The organism is Halomonas sp. NyZ770, from assembly GCF_020616575.1.
GTDB classification, from domain to species: Bacteria; Pseudomonadota; Gammaproteobacteria; order Pseudomonadales; family Halomonadaceae; genus Vreelandella; species Vreelandella hamiltonii.
Map to the genome: position 1 here is coordinate 463,852 of NZ_CP085143.1, position 22,272 is coordinate 486,123.

21 protein-coding genes are annotated in these 22,272 nt (G+C 60.5%); 18 read left to right on the forward strand and 3 right to left on the reverse strand.

What is annotated here, in order from left to right:
• Positions 1-77: 77 nt before the first annotated feature.
• The 16 genes from rpoH to LG409_RS02340 all read left to right on the forward strand — a co-directional run bounded on the left by rpoH (position 78) and on the right by LG409_RS02340 (position 16,187).
• Complete coding sequence (gene rpoH / locus LG409_RS02265; protein ID WP_026001966.1) at positions 78-947, forward strand: RNA polymerase sigma factor RpoH; 870 nt, start codon at positions 78-80, stop codon at positions 945-947.
• 205 nt (positions 948-1,152) lie between these two features.
• Positions 1,153-1,863 (forward strand): nucleotide-binding protein, encoded by a 711-nt coding sequence (locus LG409_RS02270; RefSeq protein ID WP_100732052.1) that lies wholly within the window; start codon positions 1,153-1,155, stop codon positions 1,861-1,863.
• 233 nt (positions 1,864-2,096) lie between these two features.
• Positions 2,097-2,363, forward strand: a complete 267-nt coding sequence (gene rpsT, locus LG409_RS02275) for a 30S ribosomal protein S20 (RefSeq protein ID WP_016916025.1) — start codon at positions 2,097-2,099, stop codon at positions 2,361-2,363.
• A gap of 99 nt (positions 2,364-2,462) precedes the next feature.
• Positions 2,463-4,040 (forward strand): murein biosynthesis integral membrane protein MurJ, encoded by a 1,578-nt coding sequence (murJ, locus tag LG409_RS02280; RefSeq protein WP_227407524.1) that lies wholly within the window; start codon positions 2,463-2,465, stop codon positions 4,038-4,040.
• Between the two features lie 102 nt (positions 4,041-4,142).
• Positions 4,143-5,180, forward strand: coding sequence for a bifunctional riboflavin kinase/FAD synthetase (gene ribF / locus LG409_RS02285; protein WP_026001968.1), 1,038 nt, complete (start codon positions 4,143-4,145; stop codon positions 5,178-5,180).
• Positions 5,181-5,188: 8 nt separating this feature from the next.
• A complete protein-coding gene (gene ileS / locus LG409_RS02290; RefSeq protein WP_218314259.1) occupies positions 5,189-8,020 on the forward strand; it encodes an isoleucine--tRNA ligase in 2,832 nt (943 codons plus the stop codon).
• Positions 8,013-8,549, forward strand: coding sequence for a signal peptidase II (gene lspA, locus LG409_RS02295; RefSeq protein WP_016916030.1), 537 nt, complete (start codon positions 8,013-8,015; stop codon positions 8,547-8,549). Before ileS ends, lspA begins: the two co-directional genes overlap by 8 nt.
• Positions 8,550-8,577: 28 nt before the next feature.
• Positions 8,578-9,021 (forward strand): FKBP-type peptidyl-prolyl cis-trans isomerase, encoded by a 444-nt coding sequence (gene fkpB / locus LG409_RS02300; RefSeq protein ID WP_081138848.1) that lies wholly within the window; start codon positions 8,578-8,580, stop codon positions 9,019-9,021.
• A gap of 36 nt (positions 9,022-9,057) precedes the next feature.
• Entirely contained in the window at positions 9,058-10,038 is a 981-nt protein-coding gene (ispH, locus tag LG409_RS02305) for a 4-hydroxy-3-methylbut-2-enyl diphosphate reductase (RefSeq protein ID WP_016916032.1), read from the forward strand.
• Positions 10,039-10,143: 105 nt separating this feature from the next.
• Positions 10,144-10,542, forward strand: coding sequence for a type IV pilin protein (locus LG409_RS02310; RefSeq protein ID WP_139788489.1), 399 nt, complete (start codon positions 10,144-10,146; stop codon positions 10,540-10,542).
• Positions 10,511-10,948, forward strand: a complete 438-nt coding sequence (locus LG409_RS02315; RefSeq protein ID WP_227407525.1) for a type IV pilus modification PilV family protein — start codon at positions 10,511-10,513, stop codon at positions 10,946-10,948. The genes LG409_RS02310 and LG409_RS02315 overlap by 32 nt, the downstream gene beginning before the upstream one ends.
• A 17-nt stretch (positions 10,949-10,965) precedes the next feature.
• Entirely contained in the window at positions 10,966-11,433 is a 468-nt protein-coding gene (locus LG409_RS02320; protein WP_016916035.1) for a PilW family protein, read from the forward strand.
• An 18-nt stretch (positions 11,434-11,451) separates the two neighbouring features.
• Positions 11,452-11,907 (forward strand): pilus assembly PilX family protein, encoded by a 456-nt coding sequence (locus tag LG409_RS02325; protein ID WP_081193982.1) that lies wholly within the window; start codon positions 11,452-11,454, stop codon positions 11,905-11,907.
• Positions 11,908-11,956: 49 nt separating this feature from the next.
• Positions 11,957-12,979, forward strand: coding sequence for a tryptophan--tRNA ligase (locus LG409_RS02330; RefSeq protein WP_081193984.1), 1,023 nt, complete (start codon positions 11,957-11,959; stop codon positions 12,977-12,979).
• A 139-nt stretch (positions 12,980-13,118) separates the two neighbouring features.
• Positions 13,119-14,330 carry a YeeE/YedE family protein gene (locus tag LG409_RS02335; RefSeq protein ID WP_081138857.1) on the forward strand — a complete coding sequence of 404 codons (1,212 nt, stop codon included), beginning with the start codon at positions 13,119-13,121 and terminating at the stop codon, positions 14,328-14,330.
• Between the two features lie 177 nt (positions 14,331-14,507).
• Positions 14,508-16,187: an NAD-dependent malic enzyme gene (locus LG409_RS02340; RefSeq protein WP_308429553.1), complete on the forward strand. Its 1,680-nt coding sequence runs from the start codon at positions 14,508-14,510 to the stop codon at positions 16,185-16,187.
• A gap of 64 nt (positions 16,188-16,251) precedes the next feature.
• Here the strand turns inward: LG409_RS02340 and acnA are convergent, their stop codons facing one another.
• Positions 16,252-18,999 carry an aconitate hydratase AcnA gene (gene acnA / locus LG409_RS02345; RefSeq protein ID WP_227407526.1) on the reverse strand — a complete coding sequence of 916 codons (2,748 nt, stop codon included), beginning with the start codon at positions 18,997-18,999 and terminating at the stop codon, positions 16,252-16,254.
• Between the two features lie 254 nt (positions 19,000-19,253).
• On the opposite strand from acnA, the gene trxB reads away from it, so the two are divergent.
• Complete coding sequence (gene trxB / locus LG409_RS02350; protein WP_039182403.1) at positions 19,254-20,204, forward strand: thioredoxin-disulfide reductase; 951 nt, start codon at positions 19,254-19,256, stop codon at positions 20,202-20,204.
• 11 nt (positions 20,205-20,215) lie between these two features.
• Here trxB and LG409_RS02355 read toward each other — a convergent pair whose 3' ends face one another.
• Positions 20,216-20,749 (reverse strand): GspH/FimT family pseudopilin, encoded by a 534-nt coding sequence (locus LG409_RS02355; RefSeq protein ID WP_193461870.1) that lies wholly within the window; start codon positions 20,747-20,749, stop codon positions 20,216-20,218.
• A gap of 80 nt (positions 20,750-20,829) precedes the next feature.
• On the opposite strand from LG409_RS02355, the gene thiO reads away from it, so the two are divergent.
• Complete coding sequence (gene thiO, locus LG409_RS02360) at positions 20,830-21,927, forward strand: glycine oxidase ThiO (protein ID WP_039182409.1); 1,098 nt, start codon at positions 20,830-20,832, stop codon at positions 21,925-21,927.
• 4 nt (positions 21,928-21,931) lie between these two features.
• Here the strand turns inward: thiO and LG409_RS02365 are convergent, their stop codons facing one another.
• A complete protein-coding gene (locus tag LG409_RS02365) occupies positions 21,932-22,201 on the reverse strand; it encodes a PP0621 family protein (RefSeq protein WP_081138865.1) in 270 nt (89 codons plus the stop codon).
• Positions 22,202-22,272: the final 71 nt, after the last annotated feature.

Below are 22,272 nucleotides of genomic sequence, written 5' to 3' on the forward strand. Positions count from 1 at the left end.
TCAGTCAATTCCAGATGCGCTGGCCTCGAATTGCCCGCGCGTCGACCACGAAAGGTTTTAAGGGAGACCGTTTGCACATGAGCACTAGTCTTCTACCGGTGGGACAGCTGTCACCAGGCAACGACCTGGGCGGCTACATTCAGGCGGTCAACGGCATTGCCGTCTTGAGCGTCGAAGAAGAGCGCGAGTTGGCGTTTCGCCTGTATGACGAAGGCGACCTGGAAGCGGCGCGTCGTCTGGTGCTGTCGCATCTGCGCTTCGTTGTCCACATCGCGCGCAGCTATTCGGGGTACGGCCTGCCCCAGGCCGACCTGATCCAGGAAGGAAACGTTGGCCTGATGAAGGCCGTCAAGCGCTTCGACCCTAACCAGGGCGTGCGCCTCGTGTCCTTTGCGGTGCATTGGATCAAGGCAGAAATCCACGAGTTCGTGCTGCGCAACTGGCGTATCGTCAAGATTGCTACCACCAAGGCACAGCGCAAACTGTTCTTCAATCTGCGCAGCGCCAAGAAGCGTCTGGCCTGGTTGAACAACGATGAAGTCAACGCCATCGCCAAGGACCTGGACGTCAAGCCGGAAATCGTGCGTGACATGGAAGGCCGTTTGTCGGCGTTCGACGCTGGCTACGACGCAGCGCCCGGCGATGACGACGAGAGCGCTTATCAGGCACCTGCCTACTTCCTCGACGACGCTTCGGCAGACCCGGCGACGCAGCTGGAAGATAGCGACTTCGAAGAGGATTCGACGCGCCGCCTTCAGCTGGCCTTGCAGGCACTGGATGACCGCTCTCGGGATATCCTCCAGCGCCGCTGGCTGACCGATGACAAAGCCACGTTACATGACTTGGCCGATGTCTACGGGGTGAGCGCCGAGCGTATTCGCCAGCTCGAAAAGAACGCCATGAAAAAGCTTCGTCAGAAAATGGGTGATGCTGCCATCGCTGCATGATGTGAGCTTGTTGGGTGGTGCTGCTATTTAGTGCCACCGCCTAACGCTGAAAAGCCCGAGCCCGAGAGGGGTCGGGCTTTTTGCCTGATGCAGGTTGGCTTTACGGCAATGCCCGCGACTATTTCTGCGCCTTGTCTATTTTTCGCTCTGCTTTTCCTGCTAGATTTCCCTTTGGGCATTGGGCCCCGACGGCGGAGAGGCAAGGATGGGCAAGGTTCATTTCATCGGTGGTGAAAAGGGCGGTGTAGGCAAGTCAATGACGGCGCGGGTATTGGCGCAGTACTACATCGATCATCAGTGGCCCTTTCTGGGCTTTGACTGTGATGCCTCCCACGGGACGTTTTCACGCTTTTATCAGGACTACGCCTCTGCCGTCGTGGTGGGCGACGATGACAGCCTGGACGGCATGCTCTCTGCCGTGGAAGAGCACCCCGAGCGTGACCTGATCATCGACCTGGCGGCTCAGTCGGCGCAGCCGATCAATCGCTGGGTCGAGGAGACCGATGTCTTTGGTCTGCTCAATGAGCTGGGCATGCAAGTGGTCTGGTGGCATGTGATGGACGATGGCGCAGACTCGGTGACACTGCTGGAGCAGGTGCTGGACCGCTATCAGGAGCAGCCGGTCAGTATCGTCGTGGTGCAGAACCTGGGGCGTGGCGACAGCTTCGAGCGCTTCCAGCAGTCCAGGGTGTATCAGCAGGCCGTGGGACAAGAAGCCGCGTTGATCGAATTGCCACGGCTGCATACCAAACTGACCCAAAAGATCGACTTCAACAACAGCAGCTTTTGGGCGGTGGCCAATGACCGCAGCCTGATGAATATCGCCGAACGCCAGCGCATGAAGGTATGGTTGCGCAAGTCCTACGAGCAGCTCGAGAAGCTGAAGTCGCAGCTTGAAACCATTGACAACGGCTAGCAAGCACGCTTGACGCGTGATAGACTACGCCATCCTCTCAGACAAGGCCCGTGAACGGGCAGCGAAATGACTGCTCGTTACACTATTTGGCAGAATTGAAAGTGCTGCCAAATCAATCGGTTGTTGTGGAAAGATCCGTACGGAAATGTCGTGCCAAGGCAATTGCCAGCCGACAGACACATAGTTAATCCGTTGCCGTTGATGGGCAACCTTTATTCTCCAAGGAGATACCTGTGGCGAACAGCAAGCAAGCACGCAAGCGCGCCCGCCAGGCCGAGACTCGTCGCGTCCTGAAATCCAGCCAGCGCAGCATGGTCCGCACTTACATCAAGCGCGTGATCAAGGCGATCAACACTGGCGATCATGGCAAGGCCATGGAAGAGTTCAAGGTCATGCAGCCGGTCGTTGACCGTATTGCTGACAAGGACGTGCTTTCCAAGAAGAAAGCAGCGCGCCTGAAAAGCCGCTTGAACAAGCGCATCAAGGCTCTGGCGGCGTAAGCCGGCAGTCGCCCTAAAAAACCGGCTGCGGCCGGTTTTTTTGTGTCCAAACGTTGCCCGTGCTGCTTGAGTCACCCTTTTTTCAGTATGGAACCAGTGATGAGTGCGAAGACACCGCCGCAAGCCAATATGTCGCCGCCGCGCCGAGGGCTGATGCGCTCTGGACTGGTGGTGAGCGCCATGACCATGATCTCGCGGGTCATGGGGCTGGTGCGCGATGTGGTGGTTGCCACCTTTCTGGGGGCGGGCAACGGGTCCGACGCCTTCTTCGTGGCGTTCAAGATTCCCAATTTCATGCGCCGCCTGTTCGCCGAAGGGGCCTTCAATCAGGCCTTCGTGCCGGTGTTGTCGGAGTACTCGACCCAGCGCAGCAAGCAGGAAATTCGTGAGCTGCTCAATGCGGTGGCGGGCAGCCTGACCGCCATCCTGGCGCTGATCACGGCGTTTGCCATGCTCGGTGCGCCCTGGCTGGTATGGCTGTTTGCGCCAGGCTTTGGGCGTGACCCCGACAAGCTGGCCATGACCGCCGACATGCTGCGCTTGACCTTTCCCTACCTGCTGCTGATTTCCTTGACGGCCTTTTCCGGCAGTGTTCTGAACACCTGGAACCGCTTTGCCGTTCCTGCGTTTACGCCAGTGTTGCTCAATCTGTCGTTGATCGGGGCGGCGCTGTTTTTAATGCCTCTAATGGAAGAGCCTGCCATGGCGCTGGCCTGGGGGGTGCTGATTGCCGGTGCTGCCCAGCTCGCCTTTCAGGTGCCGTTTTTGCTGCGCCTGGGGCTATTGCCAACGCCATGGCCCAACTTCGCCCATGATGGGGTCAAGCGTATTCTCAAGCTGATGGCTCCGGCGCTGTTTGGCGTATCGGTGTCGCAGATCAACCTGTTGCTGGACACGGTGTTGGCGTCGCTGCTGGTGGCCGGTAGCGTCTCCTGGCTCTACTACTCGGACCGTTTGGTGGAGCTGCCGCTGGGCGTGTTTGGTGTGGCGATTGGTACCATTATCCTGCCCGCACTTTCCAAGCGCCACGCAGAGCAGTCCAGCGAGCATTTCGCTGCCATGCTGGACTGGGCCATTCGCGTGGTGCTGTTGCTGGGCGTGCCTGCTGCACTGGCGCTGGCGGTGCTGGCCGAGCCTTTCCTGATCACGCTGTTCCACTATGGAGCGATGACCGAGCTAGACATTCAGATGGCAGCCATGAGTCTGCGCGCCTATGCGTTCGGTCTGGTGGCCTTCATGCTGATCAAGGTGCTGGCCCCTGGCTTCTTTGCCCGCCAGGACACCAAAACCCCCGTGAAGGTCGGGATTGTCGCCATGGTCGCCAACATGCTGCTCAATTTGCTGCTGATCTGGCCGCTGGCGCACGCAGGGCTGGCGCTGGCCACGGCGCTGTCGGCGTTCCTGAACGCGGGGTTGCTGGGCTACCTGTTGTATCGTCAGGGCGTGCTGGTGTTTCAGCCTGGCTGGGGGCGGTACGCGGTGCAGCTGGGTGGGGGCAGCCTGCTGATGGGGGCGGCGCTCTATTTTGTGTCGCCCCACTGGCAGGTGTGGCTGGAGTTCGACATGTGGCAAAGGGTTCGCTGGGTGTCCGGACTGGTGGTGCTTGGCGGTGGACTCTACTTCCTGTGGCTGACGGCGCTGGGGCTGCGCCCACGGCATTTCAGGATGAATAGCTAGGCTGAGGCGGGGCGTTGGTCAAGATGGCCCGATGGCAATCTTGACCTGCACCAGGCCAGCACGTTCGTTATAATCAAACGCTTTCAAGACGGCAGAGGTGCCATGCACGTCATTCGAGGTCTGCACAATCTGACACCCTCTCAGCGTGGCTGCGTGGCGACCATCGGTAATTTTGATGGCGTGCATCGCGGCCATCAGGCGATCCTGCAGCAGTGCCGAGAGCACGCGGCCCGCCTGGGAGTGCCCTTGACCGTGGTGGTCTTCGAGCCGCAGCCACGGGAGTTCTTTGCGGGTGACCAGGCGCCGCCTCGTCTGACGCGGCTGCGGGAAAAAGTGCGCTTGCTGCACGACCACGGTGCGGAACAGGTGCTTTGCCTGCCGTTCAACGACGCCTTGCGCAGCCTGACCGGCCGCCAGTTCATCGACCAGGTGTTGATCCAGGGGTTGAACGTCCGCCATCTGGTGGTAGGGGATGATTTCCGTTTTGGCTGTGATCGCCAGGGCGATTTCGAGCTGCTGGAAGCCGTGGGCAGTCACCATGGGTTTGGCGTCGAAAATACTCACACCTTCACGGTGGCAGGGGAGCGTGTATCGAGCACCCGGGTGCGTACCTTGCTGGCCAGCGGCAATTTCGAGGTGGCGGCGCGCCTGCTGGGCAGGGCCTATTCGCTGCATGGCCGCGTGGTGCGCGATCAGCAGTTGGGGCGCACCATCGGTGTGCCCACGGCCAATTTGCCGCTACTGCCCCAGCCGCTGACGCTGCGCGGCGTGTTTGCCGTGGTGGCCGAGCTGCCGAACGGTGCTCGCCTGCCCGCCGTGGCCAACGTCGGTTTTCGGCCCACCGTGGGGGCCAAACGGCCCACCCTCGAAGTGCATCTGCTGGACTTTTCCGGCGACCTGTATGGTCAGCGGCTGACGGTTTACCCTTGCGCACGGTTGCGCGGGGAAGTGAAGTTCGACGATTTCGACGCGCTGAAGGCGCAGATTCAACACGACCAGGCCAGGGCGCGCCGCTATTTTGCGGCGGCTGAGGCTGGCGTAGCACGTACTCTTCCGCTGGCCTCGGCCCCGCTTGGGCGTGAGACCGCTTCTTCTGATTTCACTTCGGCGGATAACGACGCCGATGCTAACGACGGCTGACCGGAACTATGGATTACAAGCACACGCTAAACCTGCCAGAAACCGACTTTCCCATGCGCGGCATGCTGCCGAAGCAGGAGCCAGGGCGCGTTTCCCAGTGGCAGGACATGAACCTGTACCAGCGCCTGCGCGAAGCCCGTGCGGGGGCACCGCTGTTCGTCCTGCACGATGGCCCTCCCTATGCCAACGGCAGCATCCATATCGGTCACGCCGTCAACAAGATTCTCAAGGACATCATCGTCAAGTCCAAGAACCTGGCGGGCTTCGATGCACCCTACGTGCCGGGTTGGGACTGCCACGGCCTGCCTATCGAGCACAAGGTCGAGACCACCCATGGCAAGCACCTTCCGGCCGATAAAGCCCGTGAGCTGTGCCGTGAGTACGCCGGTGCCCAGATCGAAACCCAGCTGGTGGATTTCGTGCGCCTGGGGATCATCGGGGACTGGGATCACCCCTACCGCTCCATGGATTACGCCAACGAGGCGGGCGAGATCCGCGCCCTGGCCGATATGGTCGAAGCGGGCTACGTCTTCAAAGGGCTTAAACCGGTGAACTGGTGCTTCGACTGTGGTTCGGCGCTGGCCGAGGCGGAAGTCGAGTACGCTGATAAAAAATCTGACGCCATCGACGTGGCCTTCCCCGTGGAAGATGCCGACAAGCTGGCAGCGGCGTTCGGTCTGAGCGAGCTGGCCAAGCCTGCGGCGGTGGTGATCTGGACCACCACGCCCTGGACCATTCCCGCCAACCAGGCGCTGAACGTTCACCCCGACTTCACCTACGCGCTGGTGGATACCGGCGAGCGGTTGCTGCTGCTGGCCGAAGAGCTGGTCGAGAGCTGCCTGGAGCGTTTTGGCTTGCAAGGTGGCGTGGTGGCGACGACTCAGGGCAAACACCTGGATCTGATCAATTTCCGCCATCCGTTCTACGACCGCCTCTCGCCGGTCTATCTGGCGGACTATGTGGAGTCCGAGGTCGGCAGCACCGGTATTGTTCACTCGGCCCCCTCCTACGGGGTAGACGACTTCAACACCTGCCGCGCTTACGGCATGAGCTTTGACGACATGCTCAACCCGGTGCAGGGTAACGGTGTCTATATCGACGACCTGCCTTTCTTTGGCGGTCAGATGATCTGGAAAGCCAACCCGAACATCATCGACAAGCTGCGTGACGTGAACGCGCTGATGGCCCATACGCCGATCACGCACAGCTATATGCACTGCTGGCGCCACAAGACGCCGGTCATCTATCGTGCCACGGCCCAGTGGTTCGTCGGCATGGATATCAAAGGCAAGGATGGCAAGACCCTGCGCGAACGGGCGCTGGCCGGTATCGAAGCCACCGAGTTCACCCCTGCCTGGGGGCAGGCGCGCCTGCACAGCATGATTGCCAACCGCCCGGATTGGTGTATCTCCCGTCAGCGTAACTGGGGCGTGCCGATCCCCTTCTTCCTGCACAGGCAGACCGGTGAGCTGCACCCGAACACCGTGTCGCTGATGGAAGAGGCCGCCAAGCGCGTGGAGCAAGAGGGCATCGAAGCGTGGTTCAAGCTGGAACCCTCCGAGCTGCTGGGCGCGGAAGCCGCCGACTACGAGAAAGTCACCGACACGCTGGACGTGTGGTTCGACTCGGGCACCACCCACCGCCATGTGCTGCGCGGCTCGCACCCCCATGGCCATGAGAGTGGCCCACGGGCGGACCTTTACCTGGAAGGCTCGGACCAGCACCGGGGTTGGTTCCACTCCTCGCTGCTGACCGGCGCGGCCATTGATGGGCATGCGCCTTACCGGCAGCTGCTGACCCACGGCTTCACCGTCGATGCCCAGGGGCGCAAGATGTCCAAGTCCATCGGTAACGTGGTGGCCCCGCAAAGCGTGATGGACAAGCTGGGGGCGGACATTCTGCGCTTGTGGGTCGCCTCGACGGACTACTCCGGCGAGATGGCCGTCTCCGACGAAATTCTCAAGCGCACGGCCGACGTCTATCGCCGTATTCGCAACACGGCCCGCTTCCTGCTGTCCAACCTGAGCGGTTTTGACCCTGCTCGGGATCAGGTGGCGTTCGGCGATATGCTGGCGCTGGACCAGTGGGTAGTGGACCGTGCGGCTCAGCTGCAGGGCCGTATCGAAAAAGCCTATGAAGAGTACCGCTTCCTGGATGTCTACCAGCAGGTACACGGCTTCTGCGCACGGGAGCTGGGTGGTTTCTACCTGGATGTCATCAAGGACCGCCAGTACACCACGCAAACCGACTCGCTGGCCCGTCGCAGTGCGCAAACTGCGCTGTATCACGTGGTGGAAGCGTTGAGCCGCTGGGTGGCCCCGATTCTATCGTTCACCGCCGAAGAGATTTTCGAGCATATCCCCGGCCAGCGTGGCGACAGCGTGCTGCTGGAGACTTATTACACAGGCCTCTCCACGCTGGACGAGGGTGCCGAGATGGGCCGGGCGTTCTGGGAGCAGGTGCTGGAAGTGAAGCACTCGGTGAACAAGTGCCTGGAAGATGCCCGTAACGCCAAAGTGATCAAGGGCAGCCTGGCGGCAGAAGTCACGCTTTACGTGAACGACGAACTGCACACGGCGCTGGCCAAGCTGGGCGACGAGCTGCGCTTTGTGATGCTCACCAGTGAAGTGCATCTGGCACCGCTGGCCGATGCGGCCGGTGCCGAAAGTACCGAGCTTGAGGGGTTGAAGGTAGCCGTCAACGCTAGTGAGCATGCCAAGTGCGAGCGCTGCTGGCACCACCGCGCCGATGTGGGCAGTTTTGCCGCCCATCCGGACCTGTGTGGCCGCTGTGTGAGCAACTTGCCCGAAGGCAGTGGAGAGATTCGTTACTATGCCTAACACCGTGAGCGGCACGGAAGCCTCGACCCACCAGCGTCCGCCCATGCGGCGGCCGCTGCGCTGGCTATGGCTGGCGGTGGCGGTGATCGTGCTGGATTTGCTGACCAAATACGCCGCCAGCCATTTTTTGAGTTATGCACAGCCGGTTGAAGTACTGCCGTTTTTCAACCTGACCCTGCTGCACAATACCGGCGCGGCCTTCAGCTTCCTGGCTGACCATCCGGGCTGGCAGCGCTGGTTTTTTGCCACGGTGGCCATTGGCGCCAGCATAGGGCTGACCGTGTGGCTCTCCAGGGTGCGGGCAGACGAAAAGCTGCTGGCCATCGCGCTGCCGTTGATCATCGGTGGCGCGCTGGGCAACCTGTATGATCGGCTCATTCACGGCTATGTCGTGGACTTTCTCTCATTCCACGTGGCGGGCTGGTACTACCCGGCTTTCAACGTGGCCGATATTGGTATTACGCTGGGTGCCGTGGGGCTTATCTGGGAGTCGTTCATGGGCGATCGACGCCGTAAAAAAATGGCCTGAACGCCCCCGCACCTACCTGTGAGGAACTATGGACTACCTAATTGACGATGGCATGGAAATTACCCTCCACTTCACGTTGAAGCTGGAGGACGGCACGGTGGTGGATTCCACCAAAGAGAAAGCGGCTGCCACGTTTCAATATGGCGATGGCAACTTGCCGCCGGGTTTCGAGCACCCCATCAAGGGCATGGCTGCTGGCCAGAGCGGGTCATTCCAGATTACCCCGGAGCATGCCTTCGGTCAGCATAATCCGCAGAATATCCAGACCTTGAAGCGAGCCGATTTTGGTGACGACGAGCCCGAAGTGGGTATGGTCATGTCGTTTGCCGACAAGGCGGGAACGGAACTGCCGGGCGTGGTCAAAACAGTAGAAGGTGACCGCGTGGAGGTCGATTTCAACCACCCGCTGGCAGGGCGCACGCTGACGTTCGAGGTCGAAGTGCTCAACGTCACGCCGATCACCAAACACTAATTTCCCGAGCGATGCAGGTTGCATCAAGGCGCATTTATGCAGTCATCAGAGTCATCTCAGCCCATTCAGATCAAGCTGGCTAACCCGCGCGGGTTCTGCGCCGGGGTCGACCGTGCGATCGATATCGTCAATCGCGCGCTGGATGTCTTCGGCCCGCCGATTTATGTGCGCCATGAAGTCGTGCACAACCGCTTCGTGGTGGAAACGCTGCGCGAGCGCGGGGCAGTCTTCGTCGAAGAACTCCATGAAGTGCCCGACGATGTGATCGTCATCTTCTCGGCCCACGGCGTTTCCCGAGCGGTTCAGCAGGATGCCGAACAGCGTGGTCTGAAAGTTTTCGATGCCACTTGCCCGCTGGTCACCAAGGTACACATGGAAGTGCTGCGCTACGCCAAACGCGGCCAGGAGTGCATTCTCATCGGGCATGAAGGCCACCCCGAAGTCGAAGGCACCATGGGGCGCTACGACACTTCCCATGGGGGCAAGATCTATCTGGTGGAAGACGAACAGGACGTTGCCAATCTGGTCGTCAACGACCCTGCGGCGCTGGCGTTCGTCACCCAGACCACGCTCTCCATGGACGACACGGCCAAAGTGATCGACGCGCTGCGGGAGAAGTTTCCCGAGATCCAGGGGCCGCGCAAGGACGATATCTGCTACGCCACTCAAAACCGCCAGGATGCCGTGCGCGAGCTGGCAGCGGACAGCGACCTGGTGCTGGTCGTGGGCAGCCCCAACAGCTCGAACTCCAACCGCCTGCGGGAGCTTTCCGAGCGCATGGGGACCCCCGCCTATCTGATCGACAATGCCGAGCAGATTGAGGCTGCCTGGCTCGAAGGCGTCAAGCGCATTGGCGTCACTGCTGGTGCCAGCGCCCCGGAAGTGCTGGTGAAAGGCGTCATCGACCAGTTACAGACGCTAGGCGCAGAAGCCCCCGTGGAGCTGCAGGGGCGTGAGGAGAACATCACCTTCTCCATGCCCAAAGAGCTACGCGAGCGTGTGATCGTTAGTGAATAATCATCAGTGAGACAGCGTTAACACCTGAGCTGTTCATGGAGGTGCAAAGCGTATCGGTTTGGGACATACTCGAAGTATGGTTCAGTTGATACGGGAGCACCGCGCGTGCCAGATCGCTCTATTCCCCCTGTGGGTGGCAAATTTCCCCCTCAGGGGTTTACCCTCATCGAGTTGCTGATCGCCGTCGCGATCATCGGTATCATCGTCGGTATCGCCTACCCCAGCTATAACCGCTATGTCGAGCGTTCCCTGCGCACCGATGCGCATGCGGGCCTGCTTCAGGCCGCCTCCGAGATGGAGCGCTGCTATTCACGTCAATACTCCTACAATGACTGCACCGTCACGGCCACCTCGCCCGATGGTAACTACGCCATTACGGTCGCCAATGGTGGTGACGAAGACGGTGGTTTCCTGCTAACGGCTTCCAGTGAGCGAGACGATGGCTGCGAACAAGACTTGCAGTACAACGCCCGTGGCGAAAGGCTGCCTGCTGCCTGCTGGTAAGCACCGGCAGCAAGGCGGCTTCTCCTTGGTCGAGGCACTCGTGGCGCTGGTGGTGCTGTCACTTGGCCTGATCAGTATTGCTGCCATGCAGCTGAAAGCCTTGCAGGCCGTGCAGCGCGGCTATCAGCAAACGCTGGTGAGCGTAGCGGCGCTGGATGCCCAGGAACGGGTCTGGGCGGCAACGCGTCATGCCGAGGGCTGTCAGGATATCCCGCTTGCCGAGATCGAGCGTGCCTGGCACGCGGCCTGGTTCGCTGCTTCAGGTGGGCCGCTTATCCGCCATGCCAGGGCGGCTGATAGCACCATTACCCGGCAAGATTGCCTGTTCGAGGTGACGGTCGGGCTGGACAGCGCGTTGGACGCAAGCGCCCAGTCGCTTGTTTATCCTTTTCAACTCCCTCTTTAAAGAGTGTGGCGGCGCCTATGGAGAGGCAAAACGGCTTCACCCTGACAGAGATGATGGTGGCCATGGTGGTGGGCGTCACCATTGTGATAGGGGCAGGGCAGCTCTTCTTGAGCACTCTGCACACATTTAGGCAGACAGAAAGTCTCGGGCGCCAGCAGGAGGCGCTGATTTTCTCCGTTGCCCACATTACGGCCACGTTACAGCGCCACGGGGCATACGACGATACGGGAGAGCCGTACTACCGGTTACAGTGCGTCCCGTCAGCCAGTGAGTGTCGCTGCACACTACAGGATATGTCGCGAGCGCAGCCGCTGGTGACCTTCCAGGCTGCAGAGGGTGCCTCCTGTGCACGCGATGAACCCGTCGGCACCGTCGTTGGACAGGCGTCTGACGTGTATCAAGTAGTGTTGCCGTTAGGACCCAGTGGTCAAGCAGTCACTTTTCATGTGGCCCATCGTGAAGCGTTATTCCATCCGGATGAATAGCCTGGGGGGCTCGAGCAGATGAACACTCAGCGAGGCGCTGCGCTGGTCATTGTCATGGTATTGCTGGCCAGTGCACTGGTCACGGCGATGATGGGCATGCAGTCCGCCCTGGTGGACGAGCGGCTCGCGGGCAATTTCCGTGCTTCCCTGCAGGCTCAAATGAACTCAGGGAGTGCGGCGGCACACGCGGTATGGCGATTCGACGAACTATCGTGGGAGGGCGCGCCGCAGATAGAAGTTCCCGCCACGGTGCGCTTCGACGACTACCTTGGCAACCCTCTTGCCTATCGTGTGTCGCAGAATTGCCCCTCCCAGGGCTGTCTGTTCGTGCCGGTGATGTTTCAGGGCGAGCCGTGGGTCATGGCGCTGGGGGCAGTGCTGTCTGAAAATGATGGCGTCGTGGCCCAGAGTGAGCCCGTGTTCGTGCGGCTGGAGCTGCATGAGGATGGGCAGGCAGCCGTTGTTTGGAAATAGGCGTACAATAGCGTATCGTTTTTCACCTTTATTCAGTTGGATCCAGATCATGAGTCAGATAGCCAAAACCCGCGTGCTGACCGGAATTACCACGACGGGGACGCCTCACCTCGGCAATTACGTCGGGGCCATCAAGCCTGCCATCGAGGCAAGCCAGGACCCTAACGTGCAGTCGTTCTACTTCCTGGCCGACTTTCACGCCCTGATCAAGTGTCAGGATCCCAAGCGTGTTCAGGCGTCACGCATGGAGATCGCCGCTACCTGGCTGGCGTTGGGTCTGGATACCGATAACGCCATCTTCTATCGCCAGTCGGATATCAGCGAAATTCCCGAGCTGATGTGGATGCTGTCGTGCGTCTGTGCCAAGGGCCTGATGAACCGAGCCCATGCCTACAAGGCCGCCGTGGCCGAAAACGAAGAGGCTGGCGACCAGGATCCGGACAAGGGCATTACCATGGGGCTGTTTAGCTACCCGGTACTGATGGCCGCCGATATACTGATGTTCAATGCCCATAAAGTGCCGGTCGGGCGCGACCAGATCCAGCATATCGAGATGGCACGTGATATCGCAGGGCGCTTCAACCATCTGTTCAAAGGGCAGTACTTTGCTCAGCCGGAAGCCGAGGTCAACGAAAAGGCAGAGGTGCTGAAAGGCCTGGACGGTCGCAAGATGTCCAAAAGCTACAACAATACCATTCCGCTTTTTGTCAGCGAGAAAAAGCTGCAAAAGCTGGTGCGCAAGATCAAGACCAACTCTCTGGAACCTGGTGAGCCCAAAGACCCCGACACGTGTACGCTGTTCCAGATCTATGCTGCGTTTGCCAGCGATGCCGAAACCGCCACCATGCGTCAACAGTATGAAGAAGGTATTGGCTGGGGAGAGGCCAAGGATCAGGTCTTCGAATACCTCAATGCCCATCTCAGCGCGCCGCGTGAACGCTATAACGCCTTGATGGAAGATCCTGCCCATATCGAAGCCATATTGCAGAAAGGCGCTGAGCGTGCCCGTGCCGAGGCATCTATCACCATGGACAAGCTGCGTTCGGTGGTAGGGCTGGGGCGTTTTGTTTAAATATTCCTTTTGGGAATATGAACCTCTCAATAAAGAATTTCCAGCGTTTACGCCTCGCCGTTAGGCTTATAACTATTGTCCAACTTAGCCAAGCGCCTTGCTGTTGCAGGCGCTTTTGGCGTTGCTAAACAGGTGAATTATGGCGACTACCTCAATGGTGGCTTCGAGCTCGTACCGCGTGCCCCTTCTGGCCGTGGCAGCGATTGTGCTGGGGGCGCTCGTGATTGGCGTCATCTTTGGCGCCAATATCGGGCTGCTGATGATCGTGGGTGGCCTGCTGGGTATGGTGCTCTATCATGCAGCGTTTGGCTTTACGGCGGCCTGGCGGGTGTTCATTACCGAGCGTCGTGGGCGTGGCTTGCGGGCGCAAATGATCATGCTGGCGATTGCCGTAGTGTTGTTTTTCCCGGCGCTGGGGGCGGGGTCGCTGTTTGGTACGCCGGTGAGTGGCTTCGTCTCGCCGATCGGCATTTCGGTGCTGTTCGGTGCGTTCATCTTCGGTATCGGCATGCAGTTGGGGGGCGGCTGTGCCTCGGGCACGCTGTTTACCGCTGGCGGTGGTAATGCCCGTATGCTGATTACCCTGGTGTTCTTTATCGTGGGCTCGGTCATTGGCTCCGCGCATTTCACCTGGTGGCAAAGTTTGCCCGCCTTCCAGCCGGTGTCGTTGGTCAACGTGGCTGGTGTGGGGGGCGGCATCGGCATCAGCCTGGTGCTGTTCGCTGCCATTGCCGCCTTTACGGTGATCATGGAGAAGCGCCGTCATGGCCAGCTGGAGCAGGTGCCCACGGTCGATAAACCCGGCGTGGAGCGCTGGCTCACGGGCCCCTGGCCGCTGGTGGCGGGGGCCGTTGCCCTGGCGCTGCTCAATTTTGCCACCCTGGCATTGGCGGGTCGCCCCTGGGGCATTACCTCGGCCTTTGCGCTGTGGGGCGCCAAGGCGTATGAGCTGGTGGGCGGCGATGTGAGCCAGTGGGGTTATTGGCAAGCACCGGGTAACGCGGCCGCGCTGGAAGCCAGCGTGTGGAGCGATATCACGACGGTCATGAACGTGGGCATCATGCTGGGGGCACTGGCTGCCGCCCATCTGGCCGGGCGTTTCGCACCGAATTTCCGGATTCCGCTGCGCTCGGTGCTGGCCGCTGTGATCGGTGGCCTGCTGCTGGGGTATGGTGCGCGCTTGGCGTTTGGTTGCAATATCGGTGCTTACTTCAGCGGCATTGCGTCGGGTAGCCTGCATGGCTGGGTCTGGATGGCGGCGGCGTTTGCGGGCAACATGATCGGCGTGAAACTGCGACCGTTTTTCTTTGCTGGCGAAGAGGGGCGTCGCCCCACGGCCAAGAGCTGCTGATCGCTAGCGTTTTGGTTTCTTCGATGAACACCTCGGCCATGGCCGGGGTGTTTTTTTATGGCCATTCTCGGCCCTGTTTCTACCTTTGTCGCACGACCATGTTACATTACGCACAAACGTCGCCAACGCCCAGCGTTGCTGCATTGCAGCAGCAATTGACATAAAAAGAGAGTGCCTATGTCTACGAAGAGTAAACGCCCCCTGTACATTCCTTACGCCGGTCCTTCGCTGCTTGAAATGCCGCTATTGAACAAAGGCAGCGCGTTTACTCAAGAGGAGCGATTGGCGTTCAACCTGATCGGCCTGCTCCCGCAAAAAGTCGAAACCATCGACGACCAGCTCGAACGTGTCTATCGCCAGTACCAGCAGTGCCATAGTGACCTGGAGCGCCATATTCATCTGCGCGCCATTCAGGACGATAACGAGACGCTCTATTTCCGTCTGGTGTCCGAGCATCTGGAAGAGATGCTGCCGATCATCTACACCCCTACCGTGGGTCAGGCGTGCCAGGAGTTTTCCAATATCTATCGTAACCACCGGGGCTTGTTCATCAGCTACCCGGACCGCGAGCATATGGATGACATCCTGCGCAGTGCCACCAAGGACAACGTGAAAGTCATCGTGGTAACCGATGGCGAGCGTATTCTTGGCCTGGGTGACCAGGGTATCGGCGGCATGGGCATTCCTATCGGTAAGCTGGCGCTGTACACCGCCTGTGGCGGCATCAGTCCTGCCTACACGCTGCCGATCATGATCGACGTGGGCACCAATAACCAGGCGCTGCTGGATGACCCGATGTACATGGGATGGCGTCACGAGCGGGTCAGCCAGGAAGAGTACGATGCCTTTATGGCGGAGTTTATTGCTGCCGTGAAGCGCCGCTGGCCGAATGTGCTGCTGCAGTTCGAGGATTTTGCCCAGGCCAACGCCGTGCCGCTGTTGGAGCGCTACCGTAACGAACTGTGCTGCTTCAACGATGACGTGCAGGGAACGGCCTCTGTGGTGGTGGGTACGCTGATGGCTGCCTGCCAGGCGCGGGGCGAAACCATTGCGCAGCAGCGGGTGGTGTTCGTGGGCGGTGGCTCTGCCGGTTGCGGTATCGCCGAGCAGGTCGTGGTCGCCATGGAGGCGGAAGGCCTGACCGAAGCGGAAGCGCGAGCACGCATCTTCATCGTCGACCGGGATGGTTTGATGACCACGGATCAAACGTGGCAGCGGGATTTCCAGCGCCGTCTGGCCCATGATCCTGCGCTGGTAGCCAACTGGAACGGTCAGGGGCTGGAAGAGACCATTGCCCAGATCAAACCCACCATCCTGATTGGGGTCTGTGGTCAGCGGGGCATCTTTACCGAACAGGTCGTGCGTACCATGCATGCAGGCTGTGAACACCCGGTCATCATGCCGCTCTCCAACCCCACCTCCCAGGCAGAAGCCGTGCCTGAGGACGTGATTCGCTGGACCGACGGCCAGGCGTTGGTAGCCACGGGTAGCCCCTTTGCGCCGGTGGTCTACAACGGGCGGACCTACCCCATTGCCCAGTGCAACAACGCCTATATTTTCCCCGGCATTGGCCTGGGGGTGATTGCCGCCGACGCCCACCGCGTGACCGACGAGATGCTGATGAGCGCCTCGCGTGCCCTGGCCCGTGAAGCGCCGCTGGTCAAGGAAGGGCAGGGTGCGCTGCTGCCACCGCTGTCGCGCATTCGTGAAATCAGTAAGTCGATTGCTTTCGAAGTGGCTGCTCAGGCGCAGCAAAACGGCGTGGCGCTGAAAACCAGCGGCTCGGAACTGCGTGAGCGCATCGAAAAGTCCTGCTGGTCGCCGGAGTATCGCTTCTACCGCCGCCGCGCTTTCTAAGGCGCGTTGCAAAAAAAAGCCCCCACCAAGGTGGGGGCGATGCAAGCATTGGAAGTTTTTACCGTTAGGCTGCGCCGATCATTTTGCGCAGCACGTAGTGAAGGATACCACCGTGGCGGTAGTAAGCCAGCTCATTGGCGGTATCAATTCTGCATTTGGCATCAACGGTACGCTCCTGGTCGCCCTGTTTGATGACCACTTTGACCGTGCCGCCTGGGCTCAAGTCGTTTAATCCCGCAATCGAAATCTCTTCGTCACCGGTGAGCCCAAGGCTCGTGCGGCTCTCGCCTTCGGGGAACTGCAGCGGTACGACGCCCATGCCAATCAGGTTGGAACGGTGGATCCGCTCATAGGATTCGGCAATCACCGCCCGTACGCCCAGCAGTCGGGTTCCCTTGGCTGCCCAGTCGCGGGAAGAGCCGGTGCCGTACTCCTTGCCTGCCACCACCACCAGCGGCGTGCCTTCTTCCTTGTACTTCATGGCGGCGTCATAGATCGACATCTGCTCACCACTGGGCACATGGCGCGTTTCACCCCCGACCACGCCGTCCAGCATTTCGTTCTTGATCCGCACGTTGGCGAAGGTGCCGCGCATCATGACTTCATGGTTGCCTCGGCGTGAGCCGTAGGAGTTGAAATCCACGGGTTTGACGCCATGCTCCTGCAAGTAGCGGCCAGCAGGGCTGTCGGGCTTGATGGAGCCTGCGGGGGAAATATGGTCGGTGGTGACGGAGTCACCCAGCATCGCCAGTACCCGAGCACTCTGCACGTCTTCGATGGCATCGGGCTCGCGCTGCATGCCTTCGAAGAAGGGTGGGTGTTGGATGTAGGTGGAGGAGGGCCACTCGTAGACGTTGCTTTCCGGCACCTTGATCGACTGCCACGTCTCGTCGCCTTCGAAAACGGCGCCGTACTCCTTGCGGAACATCTCGGTGTTGACCTTCTGTACGGCGTTGGCGATATCTGCCTGCGAGGGCCAGATATCTTTCAGGTACACCGGGTTGCCATCGCTGTCTTCCCCAAGCGGGTCGGTGGACAGGTTGCATTGAACGTTGCCCGCCAGTGCATAGGCCACCACCAGCGGCGGTGAAGCCAGCCAGTTGGTTTTGACCAGCGGATGCACGCGGCCTTCGAAGTTGCGGTTACCCGACAGCACGGAGGCAACGGCAAGGTCCCCCTGTTGAATGGCTTTTTCGATGGCGTCGGGCAGCGGGCCGGAGTTGCCGATACAGGTGGTGCAGCCGTAGCCCACCAGGTTGAAGCCCAGCGCATCCAGGTCATCGTTCAGTTCGGCAGCGGCCAGGTAGTCGGTGACCACCTTGGAGCCAGGCGCCAGGGACGTCTTGACCCAGGGTTTGGTGGCCAGCCCCTTCTGACGCGCGTTACGTGCCAACAGGCCCGCCGCCATCATGACGCTGGGGTTGGAGGTATTGGTGCAAGAAGTGATGGCCGCGATGACCACGGCGCCGGGGTCCAGGTTGAAGTCCTGCTCACCCAACTTGACCGCTTGGCTATCGTTATGCTGAAACGAGCGTTCGAAGCTTCGGTCGATGCCCACGGCGGTCTGGCCGCCTTCCGAGGAAAGCTTGCCCGTTTCCGTAGAAGGGTAGGACTTGCCATCTTCCTCCATGACGCTGGCGAACGCCTTGGGCATGTTCTTGAGAGAGACGCGATCCTGCGGGCGTTTGGGGCCTGCCAGGCTGGCTTCCACGCTGCTCATGTCGAGGCTTAGGGTATCGGTGAAGATGGGCTCGTCACCGGGCTCACGCCAGAGCCCCTGGGCCTTGCTGTACGCTTCGACCAGCGCGACCAGCTCATCTTCACGGCCCGTCAGGCGCAGGTAATTGAGGGTTTCATCGTCCACCGGGAAGAAGCCGCAGGTGGCGCCATACTCGGGGGCCATGTTGGCAATGGTGGCGCGGTCGGCCAGCGGCAGGTCTTTCAGGCCATCTCCGTAGAACTCGACGAACTTGCCGACCACGCCCTTCTTGCGCAGCATCTCGGTGACCGTGAGAACCAGGTCGGTGGCCGTAATGCCTTCCTGCAGCTTGCCGGTCAGCTTGAAGCCGATAACCTCGGGAATCAGCATCGATACCGGCTGGCCCAGCATGGCCGCCTCGGCCTCGATGCCGCCTACCCCCCAGCCCAGTACGCCCAGGCCGTTGATCATGGTGGTGTGGGAGTCGGTGCCTACCAGCGTGTCCGGGTAGGCGAAGGTTTTGCCGTCTTCTTGTTTGGTCCAGACGGTGCGGCCCAGGTACTCCAGGTTAACCTGGTGGCAAATGCCGGTGCCGGGCGGCACAACTCTGAAGTTGTCGAATGCTTTCTGGCCCCAGCGCAGGAACTCGTAACGCTCGCCGTTACGCTGCATTTCGATATCCACGTTCTCCTGAAAGGCCGTGGGGGTGCCAAACTTGTCGACCATGACCGAGTGGTCGATGACCAGATCGACCGGAGTGAGCGGGTTGATGCGGGCGGGGTCTTCGCCCAGGGACTCGACCGCTGCGCGCATGGAGGCGAGATCCACGACCCCCGGTACGCCGGTGAAGTCCTGCATCAGAACGCGGGCAGGGCGGTAACCGATTTCGCGGCTGGACTGCCCCTCGTTTTGCCAGTCGACCAGGGCTTGCATGTCGGCCTGTTCGACGCTCTCGTCGTCAGCGAAGCGCAGCTGGTTTTCGAGCAGAATCTTGAGCGTCTTGGGCAACCGGTCGATGTTGCCCAGCGTTTCGGCTGCTTTAGGCAAGCTGTAGTAGTGATACTCTTGGCTTCCTGCCGTCAGGGTATGAAGCGTGCTGGGTATCTTGCTCATTCCATTCTCCTCTCGATCGCTTATGGGTATCGCAACGGTCACTGTGTTCCAGAATAACGCTGATCAACAGTATGGCTCATGTAGGGCACATGGGTGTGGCGGGGTCGCCTTTCAAGCCATCTTGGCCTAATAGCGTAGACCAACCCTTGTAATTGCTTGTACTCGACGCCATTTCAGGCAGACTCTTCTGCGAATGTCGGCCCTGCAACGAATGTCGACGACGAACTCTGCTCAATTGTCACAAAGGTGGTGTCATGGAAACGCGTCATGAACGTTTGATCATTCTAGGCTCTGGCCCGGCGGGGTACACGGCAGCCGTTTATGCCGCTCGGGCAAACCTGAAGCCGCTGCTGATTACCGGCATGCAGGCGGGTGGCCAATTGACCACGACGACCGACGTGGACAACTGGCCTGGCGATGCCGAGGGCGTACAAGGGCCTGAGTTGATGGAACGCATGAAGCAGCATGCCGAACGTTTCAACACCGAAGTGCTGTTCGATCATATCCACGAGGTGAGCCTTGGCGAGAAGCCGTTCACCTTGAAGGGCGATAGCGGCGTCTATACCTGCGACGCCCTGATCGTGGCTACCGGCGCCAGCGCTCGCTATCTGGGGTTGCCGTCAGAGCAGCAGTTCATGGGCCAGGGGGTCTCTGCCTGTGCTACCTGCGACGGTTTCTTCTACCGCAATCAGGAAGTGATCGTGGTCGGCGGTGGCAACACGGCGGTCGAAGAAGCGCTCTACCTGTCGAACATTGCCTCCAAGGTCACGCTGGTCCATCGCCGCGATACGCTTCGTGCCGAAAAGATCCTGCAAGACAAGCTGTTCGAGAAGGCCGAGGCAGGCAAGATCGCCTTGGAGTGGTTTTACGAGGTGGAAGAAGTGCTGGGCGACAACACCGGCGTCACTGGCGTGCGAGTGAAGTCGACGCAGGACGGCAGCACCAAGGAGATCCACGCGCCTGGGCTGTTCATCGCCATCGGCCATAGCCCCAATACGGGCATCTTCGAAGGCCAGCTGGAAATGAACGGTGGCTACATCAAGGTACAGTCCGGCAGCGAGGGTAACGCCACGGCCACCAGCGTACCAGGCGTGTTTGCCTGTGGCGACGTCATGGACCATATCTATCGCCAGGCCATCACCTCGGCGGGCAGTGGCTGCATGGCAGCGCTGGATGCCGAGCGTTACCTGGACGGTATTGCCTGAGGCTGTCCTGACTAGCAGGCGATAGGCGACGTATCGATACGCAGTCTGCCTAACTGGCTCAGCACCAGCCGCTTGCCCGTTTCGCCCGTCGCGCACACGTCGAAGCTGCCGTTATAGCCGCTGGCATGGCCGAGTGGCGTGTACGTCACTCGATGCCAGCCACGGCTATAGGTGGTGTAGGTGGCCAACTGGCCGGGAAAGGTGCGCAGCACCTGCGCTGGCTCGATGGTATCCGTGGCGCGTCCTTTCACCACCATCAAGGTGTCGTGCCAGCTCGCAGTGCAGGCAGTGTGTTGTGGGTTGGCAGGGCAGACGGTGACCGCCGTGCGCTGGGTAATGGCCGTATTGCGCGCCAAGGCAAACGCAGCCTGCAGCCGCGTCGTTTCACTGTTGAGCATGCTGTGGTGCCCCAAGGCTTGAAAACTTGGGGCCAGCCAGGCAGTCATGGCGGCCATCAGCACCAGGGCCACCATCAGTTCGAGGAGCGTAAAGCCTCGCTGAACCGAGCCAGGCCGTGGGTGTGCAGCGGTATCGCATGTCATCATGAGACCCTCTGTGTACGGTCATGGGACTTATCCTAAAGGGCCTTGTGCTCTTTTTATGTAAGCCAAAACGGACAAAGCTTGTGAGCCATATCTTAATTATTGGTGGCGGTGTCATCGGCATGATGACCGCGCTCCAGCTGGCTGATGCAGGGCAGCAGGTCACGTTGGTGGAGCGCGGGCAGTGTGGCCAGGAGGCTTCCTGGGCGGGTGGGGGTATCGTCTCGCCGCTCTACCCCTGGCGTTACGGTGAGCCGGTGTCGCGGCTCTCGCGCTGGTCGGAAGGGGTGTACCCCACGCTGGCGCTGCGGCTGCTGGAAGAAACGGGCATCGACCCCGAGTATCGCCAGAAAGGCCTGCTCTATCTGAACGTGGAAGATGACGAGCAGGCGCTGGCGTGGGCTCGGCAAATGGGCAAGCCGCTCGAACGGGTCGAGGCAGAGGTCGTGCAGCAGAAAGAGCCCGCCGCGCTGGCCTCTGGCGGAAGCGCTCTGTGGATGCCGACGCTGGGCAGCATTCGTAACCCCCGCCTTGGCCAGGCGCTGCGGGCCCGGCTGGCGGCGATGCCGAGCGTCACGCTGGTCGAGCAGTGCCAGGTCACCGGCTTCCTCCAGCGTCAGGGCAAGGTCTTGGGGGTGGCCACGGCGTCGGGCGAGCTGCATGCCGAGCGAGTAGTGGTATGTGGTGGAGCCTGGGCAGCCCATCTACTGGAAGGCCTGGGTGTCCAGTTGCCCGTTCGGCCCGTGAAAGGGCAGATGATCGCTTATCAGACCCCGCCAGGGCTGGTGCAGCGGGTGGTGCTGAAAGATGGTCGCTATGTGATTCCGCGCAACGATGGTCTGCTGCTGGTGGGCTCGACGCTGGAAGAGGCCGGGTTCGATAAAACCACCGACCAGGACGCCTTGGCGTCGCTGCGCCAGAGTGCTGAAAACATCATTCCTGCGCTGGCCAGGTACCCCGTGGCGTATCACTGGGCGGGGCTGCGTCCGGGCTCCCCGGACGGCATTCCGTTCATCGGGGCGCTGCCGGAATTTCCCAACGTGTTCGTCAATGCAGGGCACTACCGCAATGGGCTGGTACTGGCTCCCGCCTCGACGCATCTGCTGGTCGACCAGCTATTGGATCGTGAGCCGCTGATCGACCCAGCGCCTTACTTGCCGGTGGCGCTACGTCGGGGGTAGCGCATCAAGCGTTACCGTCGTCGCGATCACGCTGTTCCTGCAGGAAACGGTCGCGGTGGGCGCTGCAGCAAAACCACTGCTCATGGTCACGCAGTGCCTCGCTTTCCGGCACGTGAACGTCGCACCAGCGGCAGCGCACCATCTGCCCGCCTTCATGGCGAGGAGCGGGGGGCTGCTGCTGGGAAAGGCGGTGCTGGCGATACATGCCGTAGAGTTTCAGGCCTGCATAAAACAGCACCGCAAAAATAATCAGCCGAATGATCAACAGGTTCATCCTCGATAACTCCCATACCGGGAAAAAGCGGGCAGCACGCCTGTAGCCGTATGGCCTTTGCCAGCAGGCGC